Origin of the sequence: Rhizobium hidalgonense, assembly GCF_002914525.1 — a bacterium.
GTDB lineage: Bacteria > Pseudomonadota > Alphaproteobacteria > Rhizobiales > Rhizobiaceae > Rhizobium > Rhizobium hidalgonense.
Window position 1 is genome coordinate 1 of the sequence record NZ_LODW01000087.1, and the last position, 17930, is coordinate 17930.

Genomic DNA, 17930 nt, shown 5'->3' on the forward strand with positions numbered 1-17930 from the left:
CACCTATTTTGGTGGACACCTCATGCCAAAGCTCACTCAATTGCAGAAGGTGCGGGGAAAATCGCGCTTACGATCGTTCAGAAAACATTGCCTGTTTTTGGAGGCGCAGGCGGTGTTTCGCCATGCCATTAACCAAGTACCGGTTTTGAAGCATTCTCTCACTCAACTCACCCAGCTTCACCGCCAAAACTGCATACGTTGGAACTCGACCACTGCCCAATGTGGTCATTGATTTGCGGCCCATTCAGAGCGCCAAGACAGCGCCCTTTTGCGTGACAGTTAAACTCAAACGGATGTCGGTGGCCGAGAACCCAGCCATCACTGCAAATTCCCCCGCCTCTATCCGCCAACGCCGCTCGGTCGTGTCGAAGAAGGCAAATGTTCGGGCGTCAAGTATGAAACGCAACCTTCGTTTCTCACCGGGTTCCAGGGCAATTTTCGAGAAGGCTTTCAGCTCTTTAACCGGTCTGGGTATAGATGCTTCAACATCGCCGACATAGATTTGCACCACTGCCGAACCTGGCCGCTCGCTGATGTTGGTCAATTCCAGTGTCACTGTCACCGCGCCGGCAGCGTCTGGTAGCCCTACCGTCAGGTCCGACATCGCAAAGCTTGAATAACCGAGACCATGACCGAACGGGAACAGCGGCTTAATGCCGTGGCGGTCGTAGTGCCGATAACCGACGAACACACCTTCGTCATATCGCACATGGCCGTCCTTACCTGGATAGACGGCGTCATCCTCAGTATGTGTGGGGTTGTCAGCCCAGCGCACGGGGAAGGTCTGTGCCAGTCGGCCCGAGGGCTCGGCCTTGCCGAGGAGCACATCGGCGATCGCGTTGCCAGCCTCCTGTCCGGGATACCAGCATTGCAGTACTGCACGAGCACCGGAAAGCCAGGGCATTTCCACCGGTCCACCGGTTTGTAGTACGACGATCGTGTTCGGATTGGCCGCAATTACCGCCTCAACAAGCTGGTTCTGCAGACCGGGAAGTGCAATACCGCGAAGATCGGAGCCCTCGGTATCCCAGTCGCCCGTTCTGCCCACGAAGACTACCGCATGATCAGCCTTTGCCGCGACGGCTGCTGCCTCGGCAATCTCCGCTTCGGCCGAAAATCTGCCTATTCCTACCCGAATTGCGGCGATATAGAGGTTGACGTGGTCGTGCCGGGCGTACTCGGCGACGACCTCGTATGTACGGCCGGCTTCGAGCGTGATTTCACCCACGACCTCTTCGCAGCCTTCTTCAAAGAATGTGGTACCACGTATCCAGGAAGCCCAAGCGTCCACCACAAGTCTGCCGTCCACATAGACCCGGCCAAGCCCGGCCGAGGTTAGTCCGACGCGATAGACGCCGGCTTCCGAGGCTGTGAAGATGGTGCGCATTCTAGCCGAAAAGCGAAGGGGATCGACAAAGCCCTCGGCCACGGGGGGCAACCATACACCAAGGCTCGACGGTTCCTCGACGACCTTCACCGGTTCGCCAGCTAGCTCCCTTCCTTGGAAAAACTCGAAGGTTGTGGGGTTTTCGATTAGCGGCTGAAACCGATAATTGTTGCAGCCCTGAGCGTAGCACAGATTCTCCTCACCCAGCGCGTCCACCAGCCCCTGCCACGGACTGATGACATAGTGAGGGTTCAACTGCGCCGAGCCGCCTCCCATCACCTGCGCGACCTTGGCATTGGGTCCAATGATGGCGACCATACCTTGCTGAGCCAATGGCAGGATCCCGTCATTCTGTAGCAGAACTGCGCTTTCCGCTCCCGCGCGCCTGATCAATGCCCTATGTTTCGGTTGATCAATGGCGTACTCCTTAAACTCGCGATGATCGTTGATAGCGCCGGTGCGTTCCATCAAAGTCAGGATATTGCGCACACAGGCGCGGATCGTCTCGACACTAACCTCGCCGCCTTCGACCGCAGCCAGTAGCTTGGAGCCGCGATCGCGAGTCGGGCCCGGCATCTCCAGATCCAGCCCGGCATTCACGGTGGGTGCGGTCGAACGCGAGCCGAACCAGTCCGACATCACCACGCCGTTAAAACCCCAGTCACCGCGCAGAACCTCGTTCAACAGCCAATGGCTTTCCGCCGTGTAAGTACCGTTTAGCTTGTTATACGAAGACATCACGGCCCAGACCTTTGCCCGCTTCACCGCCGTCTCAAAGGGTATCAGGTAGACTTCGCGCAGCGTGCGTTCATCGATATCTGAAGAGATGGTTGTACGTTCAATCTCGGACTCGTTGCCGACGAAATGTTTTATCGTGGCACCGACTTTCGTGGACTGCAGACCTTCGATATAGCCGACTGCAAGTTCCGCCGTCAGGATCGGATCCTCAGAGAAGCACTCAAAGTTGCGGCCGTTTGTGACGCTACGCTGGATGTTAACGGTGGGGGCTAACGAGACGTGGGCACCTTTTGAAAGAACCTCGTCACCTAGGGCACTGCCGATTTCCTTGGCTAGATCCGGGTTCCAACTCGCTCCGATGGCGATGCCCACCGGGAAAGCCGCTGCAGTCACACCTCCGACAAAAGACCCCGCCCCGCGGGCGCCGTTGGGGCCGTCGGTCAAGCGCAATCTCCCTATCCCTAGGCGGTCGATGGGCGGTAAAGACCAGAACGTATCGCCGGAAAGTAGCGAGACCTGCTCCGCCAAGGTCATATTATCGAGCAATGCTTTCTTATCAATCATCTTCTCTGCTTCTTGAATCTCAATACTTACCTGTCCCAGATCAACATCTCAAGATGCATATCGGGGAAGCTGGTGATCTCGGCGCCATGGAGCCGTCCATCCATAAAAAGGACGCCCGTTTGTTCATCAAGGCGTCGCGTCCCGCCGTCGCGAGGACGACGACATGTTCGAAGCCTTCACATAGCCGAGATGCGGTCACCGCTTTCCATTGAAAACAAGGAACATCGCGGCAATCGATTTCAGCAGTGAAAGTTGTGCCGGCTGCGGCAGCGCCGGTTCTGTTACGGAGTTATTCCTCCGCAAGTTTGTGAGACAGTTCGAACCTTAGCAAGCTTTATCAGACAATCTGTTGACAGACAACCTCGGTCGCGCAGCTTTCGTGTCGTCATTGATGATTCGATGCTTCCCTCGGAGGCGGATCCCGATTGATGAAGTTTCTTCACCGCCTATGGACAAGGATCGACCACAATGGACAGGCTGTTGTCCCGTTTCCGGCTACAGAGTAATCATTTTCGTACTGTCTTTCATAATCAGCATTTGCGCGGTGGGGTTTTCGGGGCACTACGCCGCGGGTCTCCTACAAGGCCGCCTGGAAACCTCGAGCGAGGTGATGCAGGTGCTCTCGGGTTTCCGTGACGTCTCCGCCTCGTCCGTCTGCATCGCCCTCACGCCGTGCTTGAATCCTCCCTACATATGCAGGCATTCCCGGTTGATATCGATCCAGATTGTCTGAGAGCTACCAGTATTCGTTGATCCTGCCGTTATAGCTTTGCCTGCTCGTCTGCACAAATTTAGATATCGAGAGATCAAAAACGGGCGCCTGGAGGAGAGCCGTGGCAGTACCGCATTCGTACCGGCTGGTCGTGTCAGACAGCCGAAGACTTGCGGATTCTCTACCATCATGGATGGCCTCGGCTCAGAGAGGGATCGGAGGCTGTCACGTATTTTTTTCCGCTTTCGGCATGTTAAAGGATGCCAGGCGATCTTGCTGCCAATTATTTTTCTGGCTGCGAGCGACCGCTTTCTGCCGGCACTCAAATTCCCCTGGTGAAGCAGGGCTATCGCATATGAGCGATGATAGAGATGAGGAACTGATCGTCCCACCCTGCCTTCTTGATCTTTCGACGAATGGAGGCCTTATCTGGATGGGCCCGGATGAGGTTGAGGGCAATCTTTCGTAACAGAGCAATGTTTGCCGGTCCGTGATCCTTACGGTTTCTGGCGGCATCCTCGCGGAACTGGACGTCGAGCACCCAGTGCAGTTTGTTTTCGATCTGCCAATGAGTTCTGGTTACCTCGATCAGGGCGGCAGCCGACATGACGGTGGAGAGCAGGAAGTAGCGGACATGGCTGGTCAGACGGCCATCGGCATGACGGCTTGTGGCCTCGACGGAGCCGATGGCCTGCAGGCCGGGGAAGTCGATGTCATTGACGGCGACGATGCAGGCACGGCGTCTTTCGCAGCGGTCATGGTCATTCTCGGCGGCGGTCTGGACGCCGAGTGGCTCGACGTCGTCCAGACGAGCAATCGTCTGTGCCAGGAGGCCGGGCTGATTGGCCTTCAACGCCAGGGCATAGTCGCCGCCGGCGGAAAGGATGGCATGAGCGGTATCGGCGCGGCAATGCAGGGCATCGGCGGTGACGATGGCACCTTCCAGCGACAAAAGCGCAAGCGCATCGAGCGCCCCTTGGACCTCGTTGCGGCCCGGCGCGGTCTGTTGGCCGATGACCAGGCCGCAACCGGCAGCCCAGACCTTGACGAGGGGCAGCGGCGTCGCCTCGTACCGCCTTGCCGTCGACCGCCACCACGCCTTCCATGCCCCTTGCAAAGGCTTCGGTAAAGCGGCTTCGAAGGCAACCTGATTGAGGCAGCGGAAAACGGTGGAGAAGGTGCCATGGCCGGCGATGCCATAGGGCAGCGGCACGATCGTCTTGAGCCACTTCTTTTTGGAAACGCCGAATCGGCCATGTCGGCGCAGCTTTCGGCGCCGCAAACGATCGCGGCAATGGCAATGAACAGGATCGACATCAGCGGATGACGTGTGTTGCGCCCCGAGGGTCGGGCAGATCTTTAAAACAGGTGGCAAATCGCTTCATCCGTACCTCCAAATTATCGGAGAGTTCTTGAGTCGATTTGCCTCAGCAAAACAACTCCTTACCATCCATATGCGATTCTCCTGCCTGGTGAAGCTGTCTCGTCTGGCCGTCACTTCAATCGCCCGCAACCGGCGCCTTAAGGTAGTCGAGAAACGTCCGGAGAGCGGACGGCACCTGTCGATGCGAAACGTAGTATGCATGAAAACCCGGCCCGGTAGAGGTCCAGTCCGGCAGCACGACTTCGAGTGAACCGGCCGCAAGTTTGTCCTCGACCCGGGCCTGCAGGCAATAAAAGAGACCGCCTCCCTCCTCCGCCATGCGGATAGATAGTTCCGAATCTCCGAGCGTGAGAAGTCCCGGAACGTCGAGAGAAACCATGCGATCGCCGTCGCCAAGTTCCCATTTGCAGAGGTGATCCGTACCGGTTCGGATCCGGATGCACTCGTGCGTCAAGAGATCTTCCGGCCGCGCGGGCCGCCCTCGTTCGTTGAGATAGGCCGGAGAACCGACTACGATCCATTCGAGTTCGGATGTCAGACGCGACGCGATCATCCCCTCGGGAACCGTTCCCCCATAACGGATGCCCGCGTCAAAACCTTCGGCGACCATATCGATGAAGCGATCCTCGACGCTGACTTCGACCTCGACATCTGGGTAGCTCTTGCGAAAACTGTGCAGTCGAGGAGCGATCAGCAGCTCGGCGGCGTCACGCAGGGTGGTCACTCTCACTCTGCCCGTAGGCCCGCTCCTGAAACTGTCTAGGAGATCCATCGCAGCTTGAATGCCGAGGAAACGGGGCTCCAGTTCGGCAAGCAGCACTTCGCCGGCGGCGGTGAGACTGATGCTCCTGCTTGTCCGATGAAACAGACGGACGCCCAGACGGGCCTCCAAACCCCTGATCGAGTGGCTGAGGGCAGACCCGGAAACGCCGCGAAGCGCGGCGGCCCTTCGGAACCCCCCCGCACGCGCGATCGCGACGAAAGTTTCAAGGTCGGCCAGATCGGCCCGCGTTGATACCATGAGTTATGGATACTCGCACTTGTACTGAAAAAGATCGCCCTTGCCGGCGCCGACCTTGCTTCAGGCCGGCCGGCACCTTCAATCCTTATTTAACTGGCCCTGTATTTGGTATGTGATGGCCGAGGAAGCAGTCAAAAATTTGACCTAGTGATCCATGTTGGATCCTGCGAAGGACGGCGGAGATGGCCCGGTCGCTGAAAAACGAAAACGTCCGGGATTAGATCGTCATGCAATGAAGATCTTCGTGTCCACAGCCACGAGAGACGGCACCGGTTGGTTCCGCGAGGCGGTCTAACAGTCCCGGAGGTTCTAGTTCTGAGCTCTCGAAAACGCGGGCTACCAGTCCTGCCGGGTTGGATGGACGAAATGTCGTTGATCGTGATCTCCGGGGGCTGGTCTAGTGCATAGACCACGGCTTCAGCCACCGACGACGGCGGAATACCCTGCTTGTTGAGCTCTCCGGCGATCTTTCTGCCCGTCTCGTCATGAACCTTGTCGGCCCAGCCGGTATCGATCACGCCAGGGCTGATCATAGACACTTGGATCCCGCTACCCACGCCCACCTCCTTCCTGAGGCTTTCGGTAATACCGCGTATGAAGAACTTCGTGGCTCCGTAAACCCCTGCCGCCTCGCCGACATGAACGCCGGCGATAGAGCTCATATTCAGGATGCGGCCGGACCGGCGCTCCAACATCGACGGCAGCACCGCGGCGATCGCATGCAGATAGCCACGCAGGTTGGTATCGATCATCTTGTTCCAATCGCCGACGGCGGCATCCTTCCAATAGGAAAAGAGCATGAGGCCGGCATTGTTGACCAATATATCGACCGGGCCGTACGTCGTTGTGGCGAACGCGACGAGGGCCTTGGTACTCTCAAAATCCGTGGCATCAGCAACCTTGTAGCTGGCAATACCTCCCGAACCGGTGATGTCTTCGACGATCTGACTGAGGCGTTCCTCATTGCGGCCGGCAAGGACGACGCGCGCACCTTTTTCCGCCAATCCTCTGGCGGTCGCCGCTCCAATGCCCGAGGAAGCCCCTGTGACGATGGCGACCTTGTTTTTCAGATGTGACATGACGTGCTCCTTCACTGCGGTTGGGTCAATTCGGCTTGCCGCGCGGCTTTGACGGGCTCGGGGGTCGTCCGGTTTTCCAACACCTGCCGCTTGGTTTTCTGATCTCCGCCGACGATATGGTCGATGCCGTTCATGAGGGCCTCGAAGCCCTGCTTGGCGACGAGCGTCTTGTCGTTTTTTTGTTGGCCACCGAGCTTCGTACCGCCCATTCCAGCGTTCGCGTGGAAGTCGCTGTTGGTGGCGCCCGGAAGGAGTGCCGTCACCGTGACCCCGGTCGAGCGCAACTCCTCGCGCAGAGATTCCGCGAACATGTAACCGAATGCCTTCGACGGGCCGTAAACGGTTTCGTATGGCGTGGGCAGGGTCGCCGAAACCGAGGAGGTGATGAGAATCCTGCCGCGGCCGTTCTTGACCATATGTTGGACGACGCGTTTGGCCATATGGACGGTCCCGGTTACATTGATCGCAAGCAGGCGAAGCTCATCCTCGAGATCGTTATCGACAAAGGCGCCGCCAATACCGATACCGACGTTCAGAGCCGCGGCTTCCAAGGGGCGCCCCAGCCCCTGCGTAAAGGTCCAGAACCTCTCGACGCCATCGTACGTCGAGGCATCCGCTTTGAACGGATATGCTTCGGCATCAAGGCTTCGTAGCGCATCGGCGGCCTCGTTCACCTTGTCGCTTGAGCCTGAAATGGCGACATCGAATCCATTCTTGGCGAATTGTTTGGCAAGCTCGAAGCCTATTCCAGATGAGCCGCCCGTGATCATTGCGAGTGGTTTATTCCCTGTCATGATTTCACTCCTTTGGTTTGGTCAGCACCACGATCGTCTCGAGGCGCTGGTGACCAAATGCCCGTGGAGCCGATTGGTTACATGAGCAAAATTGATCGGGGCGGCGAGTGAAAATCATCCACCGATCTGGCAGGGACCAGGAGTGCGTTACCTTTTTGGTCCCGTCCGCGGTCGAACTGGCCAGGCATTCCCTACGTCACGAAGGCCCTTGAGTGAACACGGCTCATCGGTGCGTGCGATCCCGCTCACTTCAAGTAGCCGTCGCGCTACCCTATTCTTATAGTGCGATCGAACGGTCGTTCGCAGCCCGCGGATATGATCCGACGACCCAAGCGCCCGAGTAGCGTTGATGGACTTCTCTGCGCTGGTGCCATCGGCCGGCACGCTTCTCGGAGAAAAATTCCACGGCGACGGCTTGTCCGGCACACCTTCCAGCGGTGACGGTCCAATGACGGGAAAGACAAAAAATGAGCGAGAGAATGAACAGCGTCGTTGCTCCTGGCCGCGTTGCGGTCATCACGGGAGCTGCGAAGGGCATCGGCTTGGCAATCGCGAGGGCTCTCGCGGCCCGCGGCATGAAGCTCGCGCTGCTGGATCTCGACGCCGACGCACTTGAGGATGTTACTTCGACACTCGACACGGACATCCTGATCGTGAGCGGCGACGTATCAGATTTGTCGGCACTGACCAGGTTGCGGGACGAAACGATTTCGCGGTTTGGCGACGTGGCCGTCCTAGTAAACAACGCGGGCATAACGCAAGGAGCCGGCCCTTGGGACAATCCTGCAAAGTGGCGACGCCAGATCGATGTAAACTTCGGAGGTGTTCTGGCCGCGCAACACGTCTTCGTGCCCTACATGATCGAAGCCGGTCGCCAGTCGGCCGTTGTCAACCTCGGCTCCAAGGAAGGTATTACGACTCCTCCAGGTAACGCCGCATATTCGGTGGCAAAGGCAGCTGTCAAAGTCCTGACCGAACAGCTGTCGCACGAGCTTCTGAAGGAGACGGGAGGTCGTGTTTCGGCTCATCTCCTCGTCCCTGGCTACACGTGGACACCCATGAACATCGCACTCAAGCCGCAGGGCATTGCGAAACCCGATGAGGCATGGACCGCAGAGCAACTGGTGGAATACTTCCTGGTCCGTCTGCTCGACGAGAATTTTTACATCATCTGTCCGGATAACGCGGTTACGTCTGCGATCGATGCCAGAAGGATCCGCTGGGCGGCCGACGACATGATCCTGAACCGGCCGGCGCTTTCACGCTGGCACCCCGACTGGATGGATAAATTCGCAGCCTGGTTGAAGTCAGGTCACTGACGGTGGAATGTTTGTAGAGGAGAGTAATCCAATGCCCAGACCCTATGTAATCTGTCACATGATGTCGCCGCTGGATGGCCGATTGATCGTCAATGATTGGGCCGAGGCAACCGGCCATTCGGTCGATGAGCTCGTGAAGATCTATGACGGCCTGCATGAGAAGATCGGTGCCGACGCCTGGCTTTCGGGAAGAGCGACGGGAGAAGAGTTCGCGGACGCCGTCGACCGCCCCTATCAAGCAACCGGCACAGCCGCGCGACCGATCCATATCGCCAACCCGGACGCCGGCGAGTTCGCTGTCATCGTGGATAAGGACGGTCGGCTACGCTGGGACAAGAGCGACATTGAGGGAGCTCACCTTGTGGTCCTGACAGGATCTGACGTGGATGATGCTTACCTGGCGGGCCTCACCCAGGCTGGCGTTTCCTATATCGTCTCGGAGAAAGATGGCGTCGATCTGAAAAACGCGCTTGACCTTCTTGGAACCGAGTTCGGTGTGAAGCGCTTGATGCTGGAAGGCGGGGCGCAAACCAATGGCCATTTCTTGAAGGCGGGTCTTGTTGACGAGGTCAGCCTGGTCATCTTCCCTGCGATCGGAGGCAAGTCGAATACACCGGCCATATTCGAGGGCGGCGAGGATGGGCTTGCCGGCAGGGCGAGGCTCACGTTTATCAGCGCCGAAGCCGCTGGCCTCGGCTCCGTGCATCTGAGATATCGCGTTGGACGTCCATAAGAGACGTCCATAGGAGAAGATTGTGGAAGGGCTCCCTCCTGCCGTCGTCGAAATGATCGTCGAGGAGCAGGGCGCGATACTCCTGAGCAAGCAACCTTGTTTCGAGATCATCGCGCAGCGCAGAGAGCCGGAAGAACTGGCGTAGTCTGCCCGTGGTGTCTCTCCGATTAGGCGGTGTGATGAACGGTATGTGACGCCGACATTAATGCCCGCGGCGGTGACCGCGATATGAGCGTCAAGGCGTTGCTCGAGTGCAGCTCGACAAACAAACAAGGTGAGACGCGTATTGCCGCACGTAACGATGCTCCCCACAAAAATGTCGGGCCTACTACACCTGCTGTCAGGTTTGTCAGGTGCGCGCCATGGTGCTGTTCCGCCCGACTTCCTACCGCGCTCTCGTGGAAGTCCTTGAAGCATAGGCACAAGATTCCTTCTGAGGCTCGATCCGGCCAGAGTGGCATGAGTCTTGAAACTTTCTCGTCGCGCGGCGGCAGCTGTCTTCTCCCGAGAAAGCGCGCGAGTCAAAGTCGAATTGCAGGTGAACGCATGGTGACGCAGTAGAACTTTGTGGATGCGGTTCGACCCGGGGAGAACAAAACTCCGGGCAGAGGTTTGGGAGGGTTGTTTGTCTGTGTCTGACAAAATTGCGATCTTCGGTATGGCGAGCGTTTTTTCGGTCACCCATGCGCTATTCGCAGTCGCTCAAGAGGCCAGGGCCGTGACTAACCCCCTGGCCTATATGCTGCAACCTATCACAAAATCCCAGGGGATGCTGAAAACCTTCGAACAAAGCCGGGAGACATTTCCGGGCGAGGTTCTGCTCGATATGAACGCTACCTATCTCGACCGACAGATCTACAATCCGGCCACGGCGCGCTACGACCACGTTAAACTGCGCGGCTATCAAGACGCCCGCCAGACCGGCTTATCCGGTGCCGACACGCCATTGGTTGGACCGACCATCGATCTACGGCCCGGTCAGACGGTGCGGGTAACGCTTCACAACCTGTTCCCTCAGGATTCCACCTGCGGCATCGGCGGTGGCAGTGCCAATACCCCCCATTGCTTCAACGGTACCAACCTGCATTCGCACGGTCTCTGGGTAAATCCGTCTGGCAATGGCGATAATGTGCTGATCTCAATCCGTCCCGGCGTTTCGTTCCAATATGAATACAACATCGCCGTTGAGCATCCCGCCGGCACCTTCTGGTATCACCCACACCTACACGGATCAACCGCATTGCAGGTGTCGAGTGGCATGTCCGGGGCGTTGATCATCCGTGGCGATCGCATGCCGACACCGACCGAGACTGGCGATATCGACCGCCTATTGAAGCAGCCGGGCGGCTCCGATATCGCCGAACGGGTTTTGGTGCTACAGCAGATTCAATATGCTTGCACCGATAACAATGGCGACATCACTTATGATTGCCAGCCAGGACAGGTGGGCGGCATCGAAAGCTACGATCAGTTCGGACCTGGCAGTTGGCCGGCTTCGGGCCGCTTCACCAGCGTCAACGGCCAGGTGCTTGGTCAGTTGGCATTAGCGGAGGCTGGCTCGGTCGAGCGGTGGCGGATGATACACGCCGGGGTTCGCGACACCATCAATTTCGAAATCCGGCGCAAGACCGGGACGACCGCGTTCCGCACGCTTGCGGCAGCGGACACCGACAGATGGATCGATCAGAATTGCGGCAAGGATACTATTCCGTATGGGGTGGTGGCCCAGGACGGGCTGACAATGGCGCAGGTGCAGATGCGGCAGCAAGCGATCCTGCAACCGGGCTACCGCGTTGACGCGCTGGTGGTGTTGCCAGGAGCGGGTGACTACTGCATCATCGATGGCGCCGCACCGGCAGCGGCCAGCGTCAACCAGGAGGCTCCAAGCCGACGGCTTCTCGGCATAGTCACTGCAGTAGGCGGCCATGCCGTCAATGGCGAGATCGGCACCTATCTGCAGGATTGGCTGATTTCGGCGGCTGAGCGCACGATGTCACAGAATGTCGCCGGCAAGGTTATCGATGACCTCAAGAACGAGATGTCGCTCTCAAGCTTTATTCCCCATCCGGACATCGACGCGGGCGAGGTCACCGGCGAGCAGCAACTGGTGTTTAACATCGATGTGAAACAGCCGGGTGCCACCTTCTTCGAGGTTGACGGCAAACCTTATGATCCCAACCGCATCGACCGGACGTTGCCGCTGAGCGGAGTCGACGAATGGACGCTCCGCTCGGATTTCGTCAGCCACCCATTCCATATCCATGTCAATCCGTTTCAGATCATCAAAATTGTCGATGCGGCCGGCAACGATGTCAGCGCGCTTGGCGCCGATGACGACGGCGATCCGCAATATCCAGGCTTGAAAAATGTCTGGAAGGACACGCTGTGGATCAAGAATCCCGGCACCGATCCGTCGGCGCGCTACACGATCACCGTGCGGACGCACTACCAGCGCTATATCGGCGAGTTCGTTCTGCATTGCCACATCCTCGATCATGAGGACCAGGGCATGATGCAGAACATCAGGATCACCCTGCCGGACGGCCAGGGTGGCACCGTTTCCGGCCATCATTAGGGCGTCGATCGCCATTGGGAGGAACTATGAGCTTCACTGGCACTTGGAGTTATCGCAGCCTGATCAACAATCCCGATTTATCGGTTGATTTCAATGCACTGGAATTTGGCCAGGGAACGCTGGTGCTGACCGAGTTGGCTCGGCGCAAGGTCGGCGGAACCATTGGTGGGCCCGGGTGGTCGCTGGAATTGACCGGTACGGTGCGTCCGGGAGACCCTGTCGAGCTGCAATTCACTGGAAAGGGCGATGTGGCCGGCGAGACCTGGATCTACAGCTATCGCGGCTACATCGTGCCGAACTGGCCGAATGGCGTCGATCAAAGGGACGCCATTGTCGGTAGCATCGTCCGCGACGTCCCGCATTCGCATGGGGTCGCCGCAGCCGGCTACGTTGCCTCCTGGTATGCCGTGCGACAGTGATGCTCCAGCATTTGCCGCAGCTCGAAGACATTCGGATCAACATTCACCGGCCAGGGTCTGGGTCGACGGACCGATGCCTCACATTTGAACCGCGTGCTCTGGCGGTTCAGCGGGATGTGCTGCCCGAACTTGTCGAACACGATCGTCGCCAGCAACTGAGGGCCGATGAAGCCGCGCGGGCGTCGCATGGAACGGTGCGGGAGCCTGACTGATCGCCTCGCAATCGCGGCAGGTAAATTTCTCGCGCACCGTCTCGATCACCTTGAATCGGCGCGGGATATCCTCCAGCGTTTCCGTCACATCCTCGCCCAGCTTCGACAGCCGCGAGCCGCCACAGCAGGCACATGCCGTCGGCGCTTCGATGACGATGCGTGCGCGCTCGACGTCTTTGGGCGACGCCTTGCGCACTGGACGCTTGCGGGCGAAGGCGCGCACGGACTGCGTTCTGGCCGCGGCCTCTTGGACGCTCAGTTCGTCCTCGGCGGCCTACGCCACGAGCTCTTCGAGCTGCAAATTCCAACTGATCGATCAGCCGCTGCGTGCGCTCGCGGCGCGGCCCGTGCTTCTCGCGCTCCAGCTTGCCGATCAGCAACTGCAAATGCACGTTGAGCGCCTCAATGCTCGACAGCCGCGCCTTCGCGTTGGCCGCGTCCGCCTCAGCTTGCAGCCGCGCAACACGTTCGGCCAGCAGCGCCGGATGAGCGCTGGCAAGGTCCGATGGCAGGGTAAGCGGCGGCAATGTCATAACGACATTGAATCAGATTTCTCAACAATCTCAATGCAAAAATTGAGTCAAACCCGGCTGGGGCGCCAGGTTTCCTGCCGTGCGCGCCAGTCAATTCCCTCCAGCGACAACGCATGTTGATGCCCCTCCTGGTGAGGCTGAATGATTCTCAGATCGAGTTGATGAATGGTACGGTTGCGAAGGTCGCGAACCGCGTTGACGACCGCTGGGGAATTTTGGAACAAATATGCTCCGGTTGATTGCTGGTCGATGAGCAGGCGCTTCCGCCTGATTTGAACGTAAATCCAATTGACGGGAATATCGAGCCTGGCGGCAAGTTGTACGGCGCTGAGCAAACTAGGTTCGTGTGTCCATCTGTTGCGCTGTGCCTTTACCTAGATGCCCGCTGCAAGGCGGAGGCGTTGCACAGTGATTGGCAAAACCTTCTCCTCACAATTGGGCGAATGGTGTCCTTCGCGCGTCAGTATTTCAGGCTTCGACATATCCCTGTGTCGCAGACACGGGTATCAGCAAGGTCGATCCACCACGATGTTCAACCTCATACGACGGCGCGAAGTTGCCGCCTCTACGTCCCACCTCACGCATCACATTAAAGGAGCGTCCAAATAACGGATGGCTCGGATCCAGCACCCCGATCTTGTCCGGTGATGATTCGTCAGACTCACAAGCAGGGATATTTCTGTAGACCTTCGAGCAGATAACCGAGCTGCGCCGGTGTGATCACCACCGTGCCGTCAGCGGCTGACGGCCAGATGAAGCGGCCGCGCTCCAGCTTCTTCGTGAACAGACAAGCGCCCTGGCCGTCACGCTAGATAAACCTTCCTCGCTCCAATTTTTTCGTGAACAGGCAGGCCCCCTGGCCATCGTGCCAAACGACCTTGATCAGATCGCCGCGTTTGCCCCAAGGCGGCGCATCCTCGGATGCTTACTTTTGTCCGGAAAGCTTGCCGTTTTGGCCGCATTGAACTCATCAAATAAGGATTTGCGCCGCGCGGACGAGCACGCGGCGCTTTTATTCGGCAGGGAAAGCAGCTTCGTCTAAGCCTTTGGCCATATTCGATGAATTCTTGCTCCACAATCTCTGACGGGCCAGCGCCGGCAGGGCAGAGGAGATTAATCCTTCAAGAGGCTTTTGTTCTCAGTCGTCGGCACGTACTGGAAAGTGTCTTGTCCTTGCTCAATGGCCGGACCGGAGCCGCCTTCGTAAGCGAGGTTCCAGCTCGTGACTATCTCAGTGTTGTTGCCGTTGACCTGTGCGTAGCCGGTCCATCCGGTTGCGGAATTGCAGTTCTCCGTCGAATTGTTCCAGCCGACCGAAAATGCGATGAACGTCCCGTTTACCCTTCCTGTTAGCGGATAGGGCGAGTTCTGGCATCCGGTGCCCTGGGCTCTGTTTACATATTGGCCGGAGACATTTCCGAACGAGTCGACTTGAATGATCATCGTCGAGCCGGACTGGTTCTGCCAACTGCTGGAAGCCGATGCGATGCTTGAAAAATCCTTGAAGTTGCTTGCATCGAAAGCAAGAGCTGAGGTTGCTACAGCAAACACAAGTGCTGCAACTGCATTAGTACGGATCATGGTTTTTCCTCCTGATGTGCGCCGACCGTCGGCGATCGTACCGAAGGTTGCATATAAACTCGTAATAATCAATCAATCCGAGTAGCAATTTCCCGGGTTGAGAAAACCGAAAGACGGGCCGCGCGTTGCGTGGCGCGGCCCGAGAACGAGCATCAGGAGTGAAGACTTACACGATGCAAATTACGAACGGGATAGCGCAACGCTAATATCTTGACCATCATTGGAACGGACAAACTGCATGGCCGCAACCCCGAGAGCTACCTCACGGACGTCCTAACCCAGATCAAAGATTAACCGGTAGATAGGCTTGAAGACCTGTTGCCGTGGAATATGCTTCCGACGGTCTCCACTGCGCAAAAGGCCGCCTGATGGCTCGTTCGATGCATATCTGCACGATCGAAGACGTGGCCACCATGACCGGCGAGAACCTCGAACTGCTCAGAGAGATCGTATCCATCCGAGCAGGGCCGCGGGATTTTGGGCGCCGCGCGTAGTAACGTCGGTTCATGGAGATCGGATCGAACTGCACGGAGATCGGGTGAGAATCGGCGCCGACGGTACGCCATCACTTGACCGCGACAGACCCGATCATCCGCCAACACTTGCCGATCGTGCATGAGGCGATGCATCACGTCACCCATATGACCGTGCGCAACCGCGGCACCTTCGGCGGCAGCGTCGCGCATGCGGATCCAGCGACCGAGATGCCGATGATGACACGGTTCCTCGGTGGGACGGTCATCGCCTCCTCTCAGCGCGGCAGACGCGAAATACCTGCAGCCGATTTTTTTGTCGGATCGCTGGTCAACTCGTTGGAACCGGACGAGTTTGTAATTCGCGTCGAGCTCGACGCGATGAGACCGGATGCCGGATGGGGATTTGAGGAGTTTGCAAAACGCCACGGGGACTTCGCACTCGCTTGCTTTGCGACGACGCTGCATTGTGTAGATGGCAGGGCGTCTGACGTTCGCGTTGGCATGATGGGCGTTGGTGAAACCCCGCTGCGGCTTGAAGAGATCGAGGGCATCATCGAGGGGACGGATGTTTCCGAGCCGGCTCTCGATACGGTGGCGGATCGCCTGGCTGGAATCCTCACGCCCAACACGGATATCCATGCCTCTGCAGATTACCGCAGGCATCTCTCAGGCGTCCTTGCCAAACGGGCCCGTCGCGCCGCCTGGAGCCGCGCGAACCACGAAAGGCTTCAAGCAAGATGAGTGAGAAGACGATCACCGTCAGCGTCAACGAAGCGTATATGACGCGCACGATCGAAGCACGAACGCTGCTGAGCCACTTCCTGCGCCAGGATCCTTTGCCTGACCGGAACCCATGTCGGGTGCGAACATGGCGTTTGCGGTGCCTGCACCGTCATTCTCGATGGAAGGAGCGCACGCTCCTGTCTGATGCTTGCAGTGCAGGCAGACGGAAGCGAAATCGAAACCATGGCCAGGGAAGCGTCGATACTCGGACGAATCCAAGAAGCGTTCCGCCAGCATCATGGCCTGCAATGCCAATTTGTAGGCCCAGTTTCATCGTTGGCGATCATCGACCTTCTTCGCCACCATCCGCTGGAAACCGATGATAAGATCAGGGAAGCGCTCTCAGGAAACATCTGTCGTTGTACGGGCTATGAAAACATCGTCAACGCCGTCCGCGAACTGGCTAGCAAGAGAGGACCTTTAAGATGAAGATGCATTTTCTCGAGGCCGGCCGCCTTCGTATGCGCCGGTCCATCTACGTCCCTGGGGCGCTGAAGGAAGAAGCGATTGAATTGCCGGTTCACGCCACCCTGATGCGCCATCCCCAAGGCAACGCGCTGTTCGATAGCGGATGCAATCCAGAGGCCGCCATCGATCCAGGCGCGCGATGGGGTGGGTTAAGCAAGGTTATGACCCCGATCTTTTCGCCAGAGCGGACGGTCGTTCATCAGTTGAAGACTCTTGCTCTCGATCCCGAGGACATAGATGTTGTGATCTGTTCACATCTGCATCCCGATCATTGCGGCTGCAACGCGTACTTTCGGCGCGCAACGATCCTCTGCCACGAAGCGGAGGCGCAGGCCGCCACGGCAAGCGGTGCAGAAAATCAAGGCTATCTTCGAGGAGAATGGGACCAGCCCCAGGGTTTCCAGACCTTCAATGCCGAGCATGACGTCTTTGGCGACGGGCGCATCGTCTTGCTGCCCATGCCGGGTCATACCCCCGGAATGACCGTCGCCCGTGTCGAGCTGGAAAAAGATGGTTCATTTATACTCGCTTCAGATGCTGCCCCGCTCCAGGCGAGCGTCGACACCGGTATCGCTCCGAGAAATACTTGGAACATCGAACTCGCCGCAGAGGCACTCGCTCGCCTGAAAGCTCTTCGGGAGCGGGGAGCTTCTATCATTTTCGGCCACGACGACGCGCAATGGCAAGAGTTGCGAAAGGGTGTGGAGTTCTACGAATGAGCCAGCAGGACCATTCCGTCGAGCTGCGGCTCAAACTTGTCGGCAAGCGGGACAAGCGCACCGAAGATCCACGTCTGCTGACGGGTGTTGGTCAGTATGTCGATGACATGGCGCCGCGGTATGTTGCATATCGCATTGCGACGCTCCGACCAGCCACATGCCCGAATCCTGAACATCGATGTCGGCGATGCGTTCTCGGTGCCCGGCGTCGTCGCGATCTATAACGCGAGCGACCTGGAAGGAGAGATCAAACCTGCCATACCGACCTCGCGTATGCCTGGTTATTACGCCACCCCCATATGGCCACTTGCACGCGGGAAAAGGTGGCCGTTCTATCGGATCGTGTCCCAGTACGTGGCGTAGGTGACGGTAGGGAGTAAAGCCGAGCGCCCGCGCGCTTCTCGTTGCGCTGTAGCGGGTGATCGGCTTTGCG

At 58.2% G+C, this 17930-nt stretch carries 19 protein-coding genes and 3 pseudogenes; 12 read left to right on the forward strand and 10 right to left on the reverse strand.

The window, feature by feature from the left end; translation table 11 throughout:
• Positions 1–232 (forward strand): hypothetical protein (locus tag ATY29_RS37330; protein ID WP_207797763.1); only part of this gene is annotated, 232 nt, incomplete at its 5' end.
• 12 nt (positions 233–244) lie between these two features.
• Here the strand turns inward: ATY29_RS37330 and ATY29_RS27230 are convergent.
• Positions 245–2689: a beta-glucosidase gene (locus ATY29_RS27230; RefSeq protein ID WP_004674391.1), complete on the reverse strand. Its 2445-nt coding sequence runs from the start codon at positions 2687–2689 to the stop codon at positions 245–247.
• A 468-nt stretch (positions 2690–3157) separates the two neighbouring features.
• Here ATY29_RS27230 and ATY29_RS37905 point away from each other — a divergent pair.
• Positions 3158–3338 (forward strand): annotated as a pseudogene (locus ATY29_RS37905) (hypothetical protein); the annotation flags it as partial.
• A 409-nt stretch (positions 3339–3747) separates the two neighbouring features.
• On the opposite strand, the gene ATY29_RS27245 reads toward ATY29_RS37905, so the two are convergent.
• The 4 genes from ATY29_RS27245 to ATY29_RS27260 all read right to left on the reverse strand — a co-directional run bounded on the left by ATY29_RS27245 (position 3748) and on the right by ATY29_RS27260 (position 7679).
• A complete protein-coding gene (locus tag ATY29_RS27245) occupies positions 3748–4614 on the reverse strand; it encodes an ISAs1 family transposase (RefSeq protein WP_237358368.1) in 867 nt (288 codons plus the stop codon).
• A 286-nt stretch (positions 4615–4900) separates the two neighbouring features.
• Complete coding sequence (locus ATY29_RS27250; RefSeq protein ID WP_040111704.1) at positions 4901–5806, reverse strand: LysR family transcriptional regulator; 906 nt, start codon at positions 5804–5806, stop codon at positions 4901–4903.
• Positions 5807–5937: 131 nt separating this feature from the next.
• Positions 5938–6885 carry an SDR family oxidoreductase gene (locus ATY29_RS27255; RefSeq protein ID WP_004674385.1) on the reverse strand — a complete coding sequence of 316 codons (948 nt, stop codon included), beginning with the start codon at positions 6883–6885 and terminating at the stop codon, positions 5938–5940.
• An 11-nt stretch (positions 6886–6896) separates the two neighbouring features.
• Positions 6897–7679 carry an SDR family NAD(P)-dependent oxidoreductase gene (locus ATY29_RS27260; RefSeq protein ID WP_011053310.1) on the reverse strand — a complete coding sequence of 261 codons (783 nt, stop codon included), beginning with the start codon at positions 7677–7679 and terminating at the stop codon, positions 6897–6899.
• Between the two features lie 467 nt (positions 7680–8146).
• Here ATY29_RS27260 and ATY29_RS27265 point away from each other — a divergent pair, with 467 nt between their 5' ends.
• From ATY29_RS27265 to ATY29_RS27280, 5 genes are all read left to right on the forward strand, one after another.
• Positions 8147–8998 carry an SDR family NAD(P)-dependent oxidoreductase gene (locus ATY29_RS27265; RefSeq protein ID WP_009991591.1) on the forward strand — a complete coding sequence of 284 codons (852 nt, stop codon included), beginning with the start codon at positions 8147–8149 and terminating at the stop codon, positions 8996–8998.
• Between the two features lie 7 nt (positions 8999–9005).
• Positions 9006–9731, forward strand: coding sequence for a RibD family protein (locus ATY29_RS27270; RefSeq protein ID WP_225881321.1), 726 nt, complete (start codon positions 9006–9008; stop codon positions 9729–9731).
• A 22-nt stretch (positions 9732–9753) separates the two neighbouring features.
• Complete coding sequence (locus tag ATY29_RS38215; protein ID WP_009982859.1) at positions 9754–9876, forward strand: hypothetical protein; 123 nt, start codon at positions 9754–9756, stop codon at positions 9874–9876.
• A gap of 480 nt (positions 9877–10356) precedes the next feature.
• Positions 10357–12306 carry a multicopper oxidase family protein gene (locus ATY29_RS27275; RefSeq protein ID WP_018446454.1) on the forward strand — a complete coding sequence of 650 codons (1950 nt, stop codon included), beginning with the start codon at positions 10357–10359 and terminating at the stop codon, positions 12304–12306.
• A gap of 26 nt (positions 12307–12332) precedes the next feature.
• Positions 12333–12725: a hypothetical protein gene (locus ATY29_RS27280; protein WP_004674379.1), complete on the forward strand. Its 393-nt coding sequence runs from the start codon at positions 12333–12335 to the stop codon at positions 12723–12725.
• On the opposite strand, the gene ATY29_RS38635 is transcribed toward ATY29_RS27280, so the two are convergent.
• From ATY29_RS38635 to ATY29_RS27305, 5 genes and pseudogenes are all read right to left on the reverse strand, one after another.
• Complete coding sequence (locus ATY29_RS38635; RefSeq protein ID WP_512700505.1) at positions 12692–12865, reverse strand: hypothetical protein; 174 nt, start codon at positions 12863–12865, stop codon at positions 12692–12694. The genes ATY29_RS27280 and ATY29_RS38635 overlap by 34 nt on opposite strands.
• Positions 12804–13160, reverse strand: coding sequence for an IS66 family transposase zinc-finger binding domain-containing protein (locus ATY29_RS38640; protein ID WP_011053307.1), 357 nt, complete (start codon positions 13158–13160; stop codon positions 12804–12806). The genes ATY29_RS38635 and ATY29_RS38640 overlap by 62 nt, the downstream gene beginning before the upstream one ends.
• Before the next feature lie 357 nt (positions 13161–13517).
• Positions 13518–13805, reverse strand: coding sequence for a hypothetical protein (locus tag ATY29_RS27290; protein WP_008534161.1), 288 nt, complete (start codon positions 13803–13805; stop codon positions 13518–13520).
• 326 nt (positions 13806–14131) lie between these two features.
• Positions 14132–14359 (reverse strand): annotated as a pseudogene (gene tnpB / locus ATY29_RS38550) (IS66 family insertion sequence element accessory protein TnpB); the annotation flags it as partial.
• Positions 14360–14583: 224 nt separating this feature from the next.
• A complete protein-coding gene (locus tag ATY29_RS27305; RefSeq protein WP_004674376.1) occupies positions 14584–15051 on the reverse strand; it encodes an avidin/streptavidin family protein in 468 nt (155 codons plus the stop codon).
• 195 nt (positions 15052–15246) lie between these two features.
• Between ATY29_RS27305 and ATY29_RS38555 the strand changes: the two are divergent.
• The 5 genes and pseudogenes from ATY29_RS38555 to ATY29_RS27330 form a co-directional block, all read left to right on the forward strand.
• Positions 15247–15420, forward strand: a pseudogene (locus tag ATY29_RS38555) (transposase domain-containing protein); the annotation flags it as partial.
• A gap of 242 nt (positions 15421–15662) precedes the next feature.
• Positions 15663–16268 (forward strand): FAD binding domain-containing protein, encoded by a 606-nt coding sequence (locus ATY29_RS27315; RefSeq protein WP_237353339.1) that lies wholly within the window; start codon positions 15663–15665, stop codon positions 16266–16268.
• 186 nt (positions 16269–16454) lie between these two features.
• A complete protein-coding gene (locus ATY29_RS38370; protein WP_040111703.1) occupies positions 16455–16739 on the forward strand; it encodes a (2Fe-2S)-binding protein in 285 nt (94 codons plus the stop codon).
• On the forward strand, positions 16736–17497 hold the full coding sequence (locus ATY29_RS27325; protein ID WP_004674371.1) for an N-acyl homoserine lactonase family protein: 762 nt from the start codon (positions 16736–16738) through the stop codon (positions 17495–17497). The genes ATY29_RS38370 and ATY29_RS27325 overlap by 4 nt, the downstream gene beginning before the upstream one ends.
• A 120-nt stretch (positions 17498–17617) precedes the next feature.
• Positions 17618–17860 (forward strand): hypothetical protein, encoded by a 243-nt coding sequence (locus ATY29_RS27330; RefSeq protein ID WP_244597457.1) that lies wholly within the window; start codon positions 17618–17620, stop codon positions 17858–17860.
• The last annotated feature ends 70 nt before the right edge of the window (positions 17861–17930 follow it).

What these genes read in the sequence shown, in the direction of transcription:
- ATY29_RS27250 (WP_040111704.1), bottom strand. Translation starts at nt 5,806, where the DNA reads ATGGTATCAACGCGGGCCGATCTGGCCGACCTTGAAACTTTCGTCGCG.
- ATY29_RS27265 (WP_009991591.1), top strand. Translation starts at nt 8,147, where the DNA reads ATGAGCGAGAGAATGAACAGCGTCGTTGCTCCTGGCCGCGTTGCGGTC.
- ATY29_RS27260 (WP_011053310.1), bottom strand. Translation starts at nt 7,679, where the DNA reads ATGACAGGGAATAAACCACTCGCAATGATCACGGGCGGCTCATCTGGA.
- ATY29_RS27325 (WP_004674371.1), top strand. Translation starts at nt 16,736, where the DNA reads ATGAAGATGCATTTTCTCGAGGCCGGCCGCCTTCGTATGCGCCGGTCC.
- ATY29_RS27230 (WP_004674391.1), bottom strand. Translation starts at nt 2,689, where the DNA reads ATGATTGATAAGAAAGCATTGCTCGATAATATGACCTTGGCGGAGCAG.
- ATY29_RS27330 (WP_244597457.1), top strand. Translation starts at nt 17,618, where the DNA reads ATGTTGCATATCGCATTGCGACGCTCCGACCAGCCACATGCCCGAATC.
- ATY29_RS27280 (WP_004674379.1), top strand. Translation starts at nt 12,333, where the DNA reads ATGAGCTTCACTGGCACTTGGAGTTATCGCAGCCTGATCAACAATCCC.
- ATY29_RS27305 (WP_004674376.1), bottom strand. Translation starts at nt 15,051, where the DNA reads ATGATCCGTACTAATGCAGTTGCAGCACTTGTGTTTGCTGTAGCAACC.
- ATY29_RS27255 (WP_004674385.1), bottom strand. Translation starts at nt 6,885, where the DNA reads ATGTCACATCTGAAAAACAAGGTCGCCATCGTCACAGGGGCTTCCTCG.
- ATY29_RS27270 (WP_225881321.1), top strand. Translation starts at nt 9,006, where the DNA reads ATGTTTGTAGAGGAGAGTAATCCAATGCCCAGACCCTATGTAATCTGT.
- ATY29_RS38370 (WP_040111703.1), top strand. Translation starts at nt 16,455, where the DNA reads ATGCTTGCAGTGCAGGCAGACGGAAGCGAAATCGAAACCATGGCCAGG.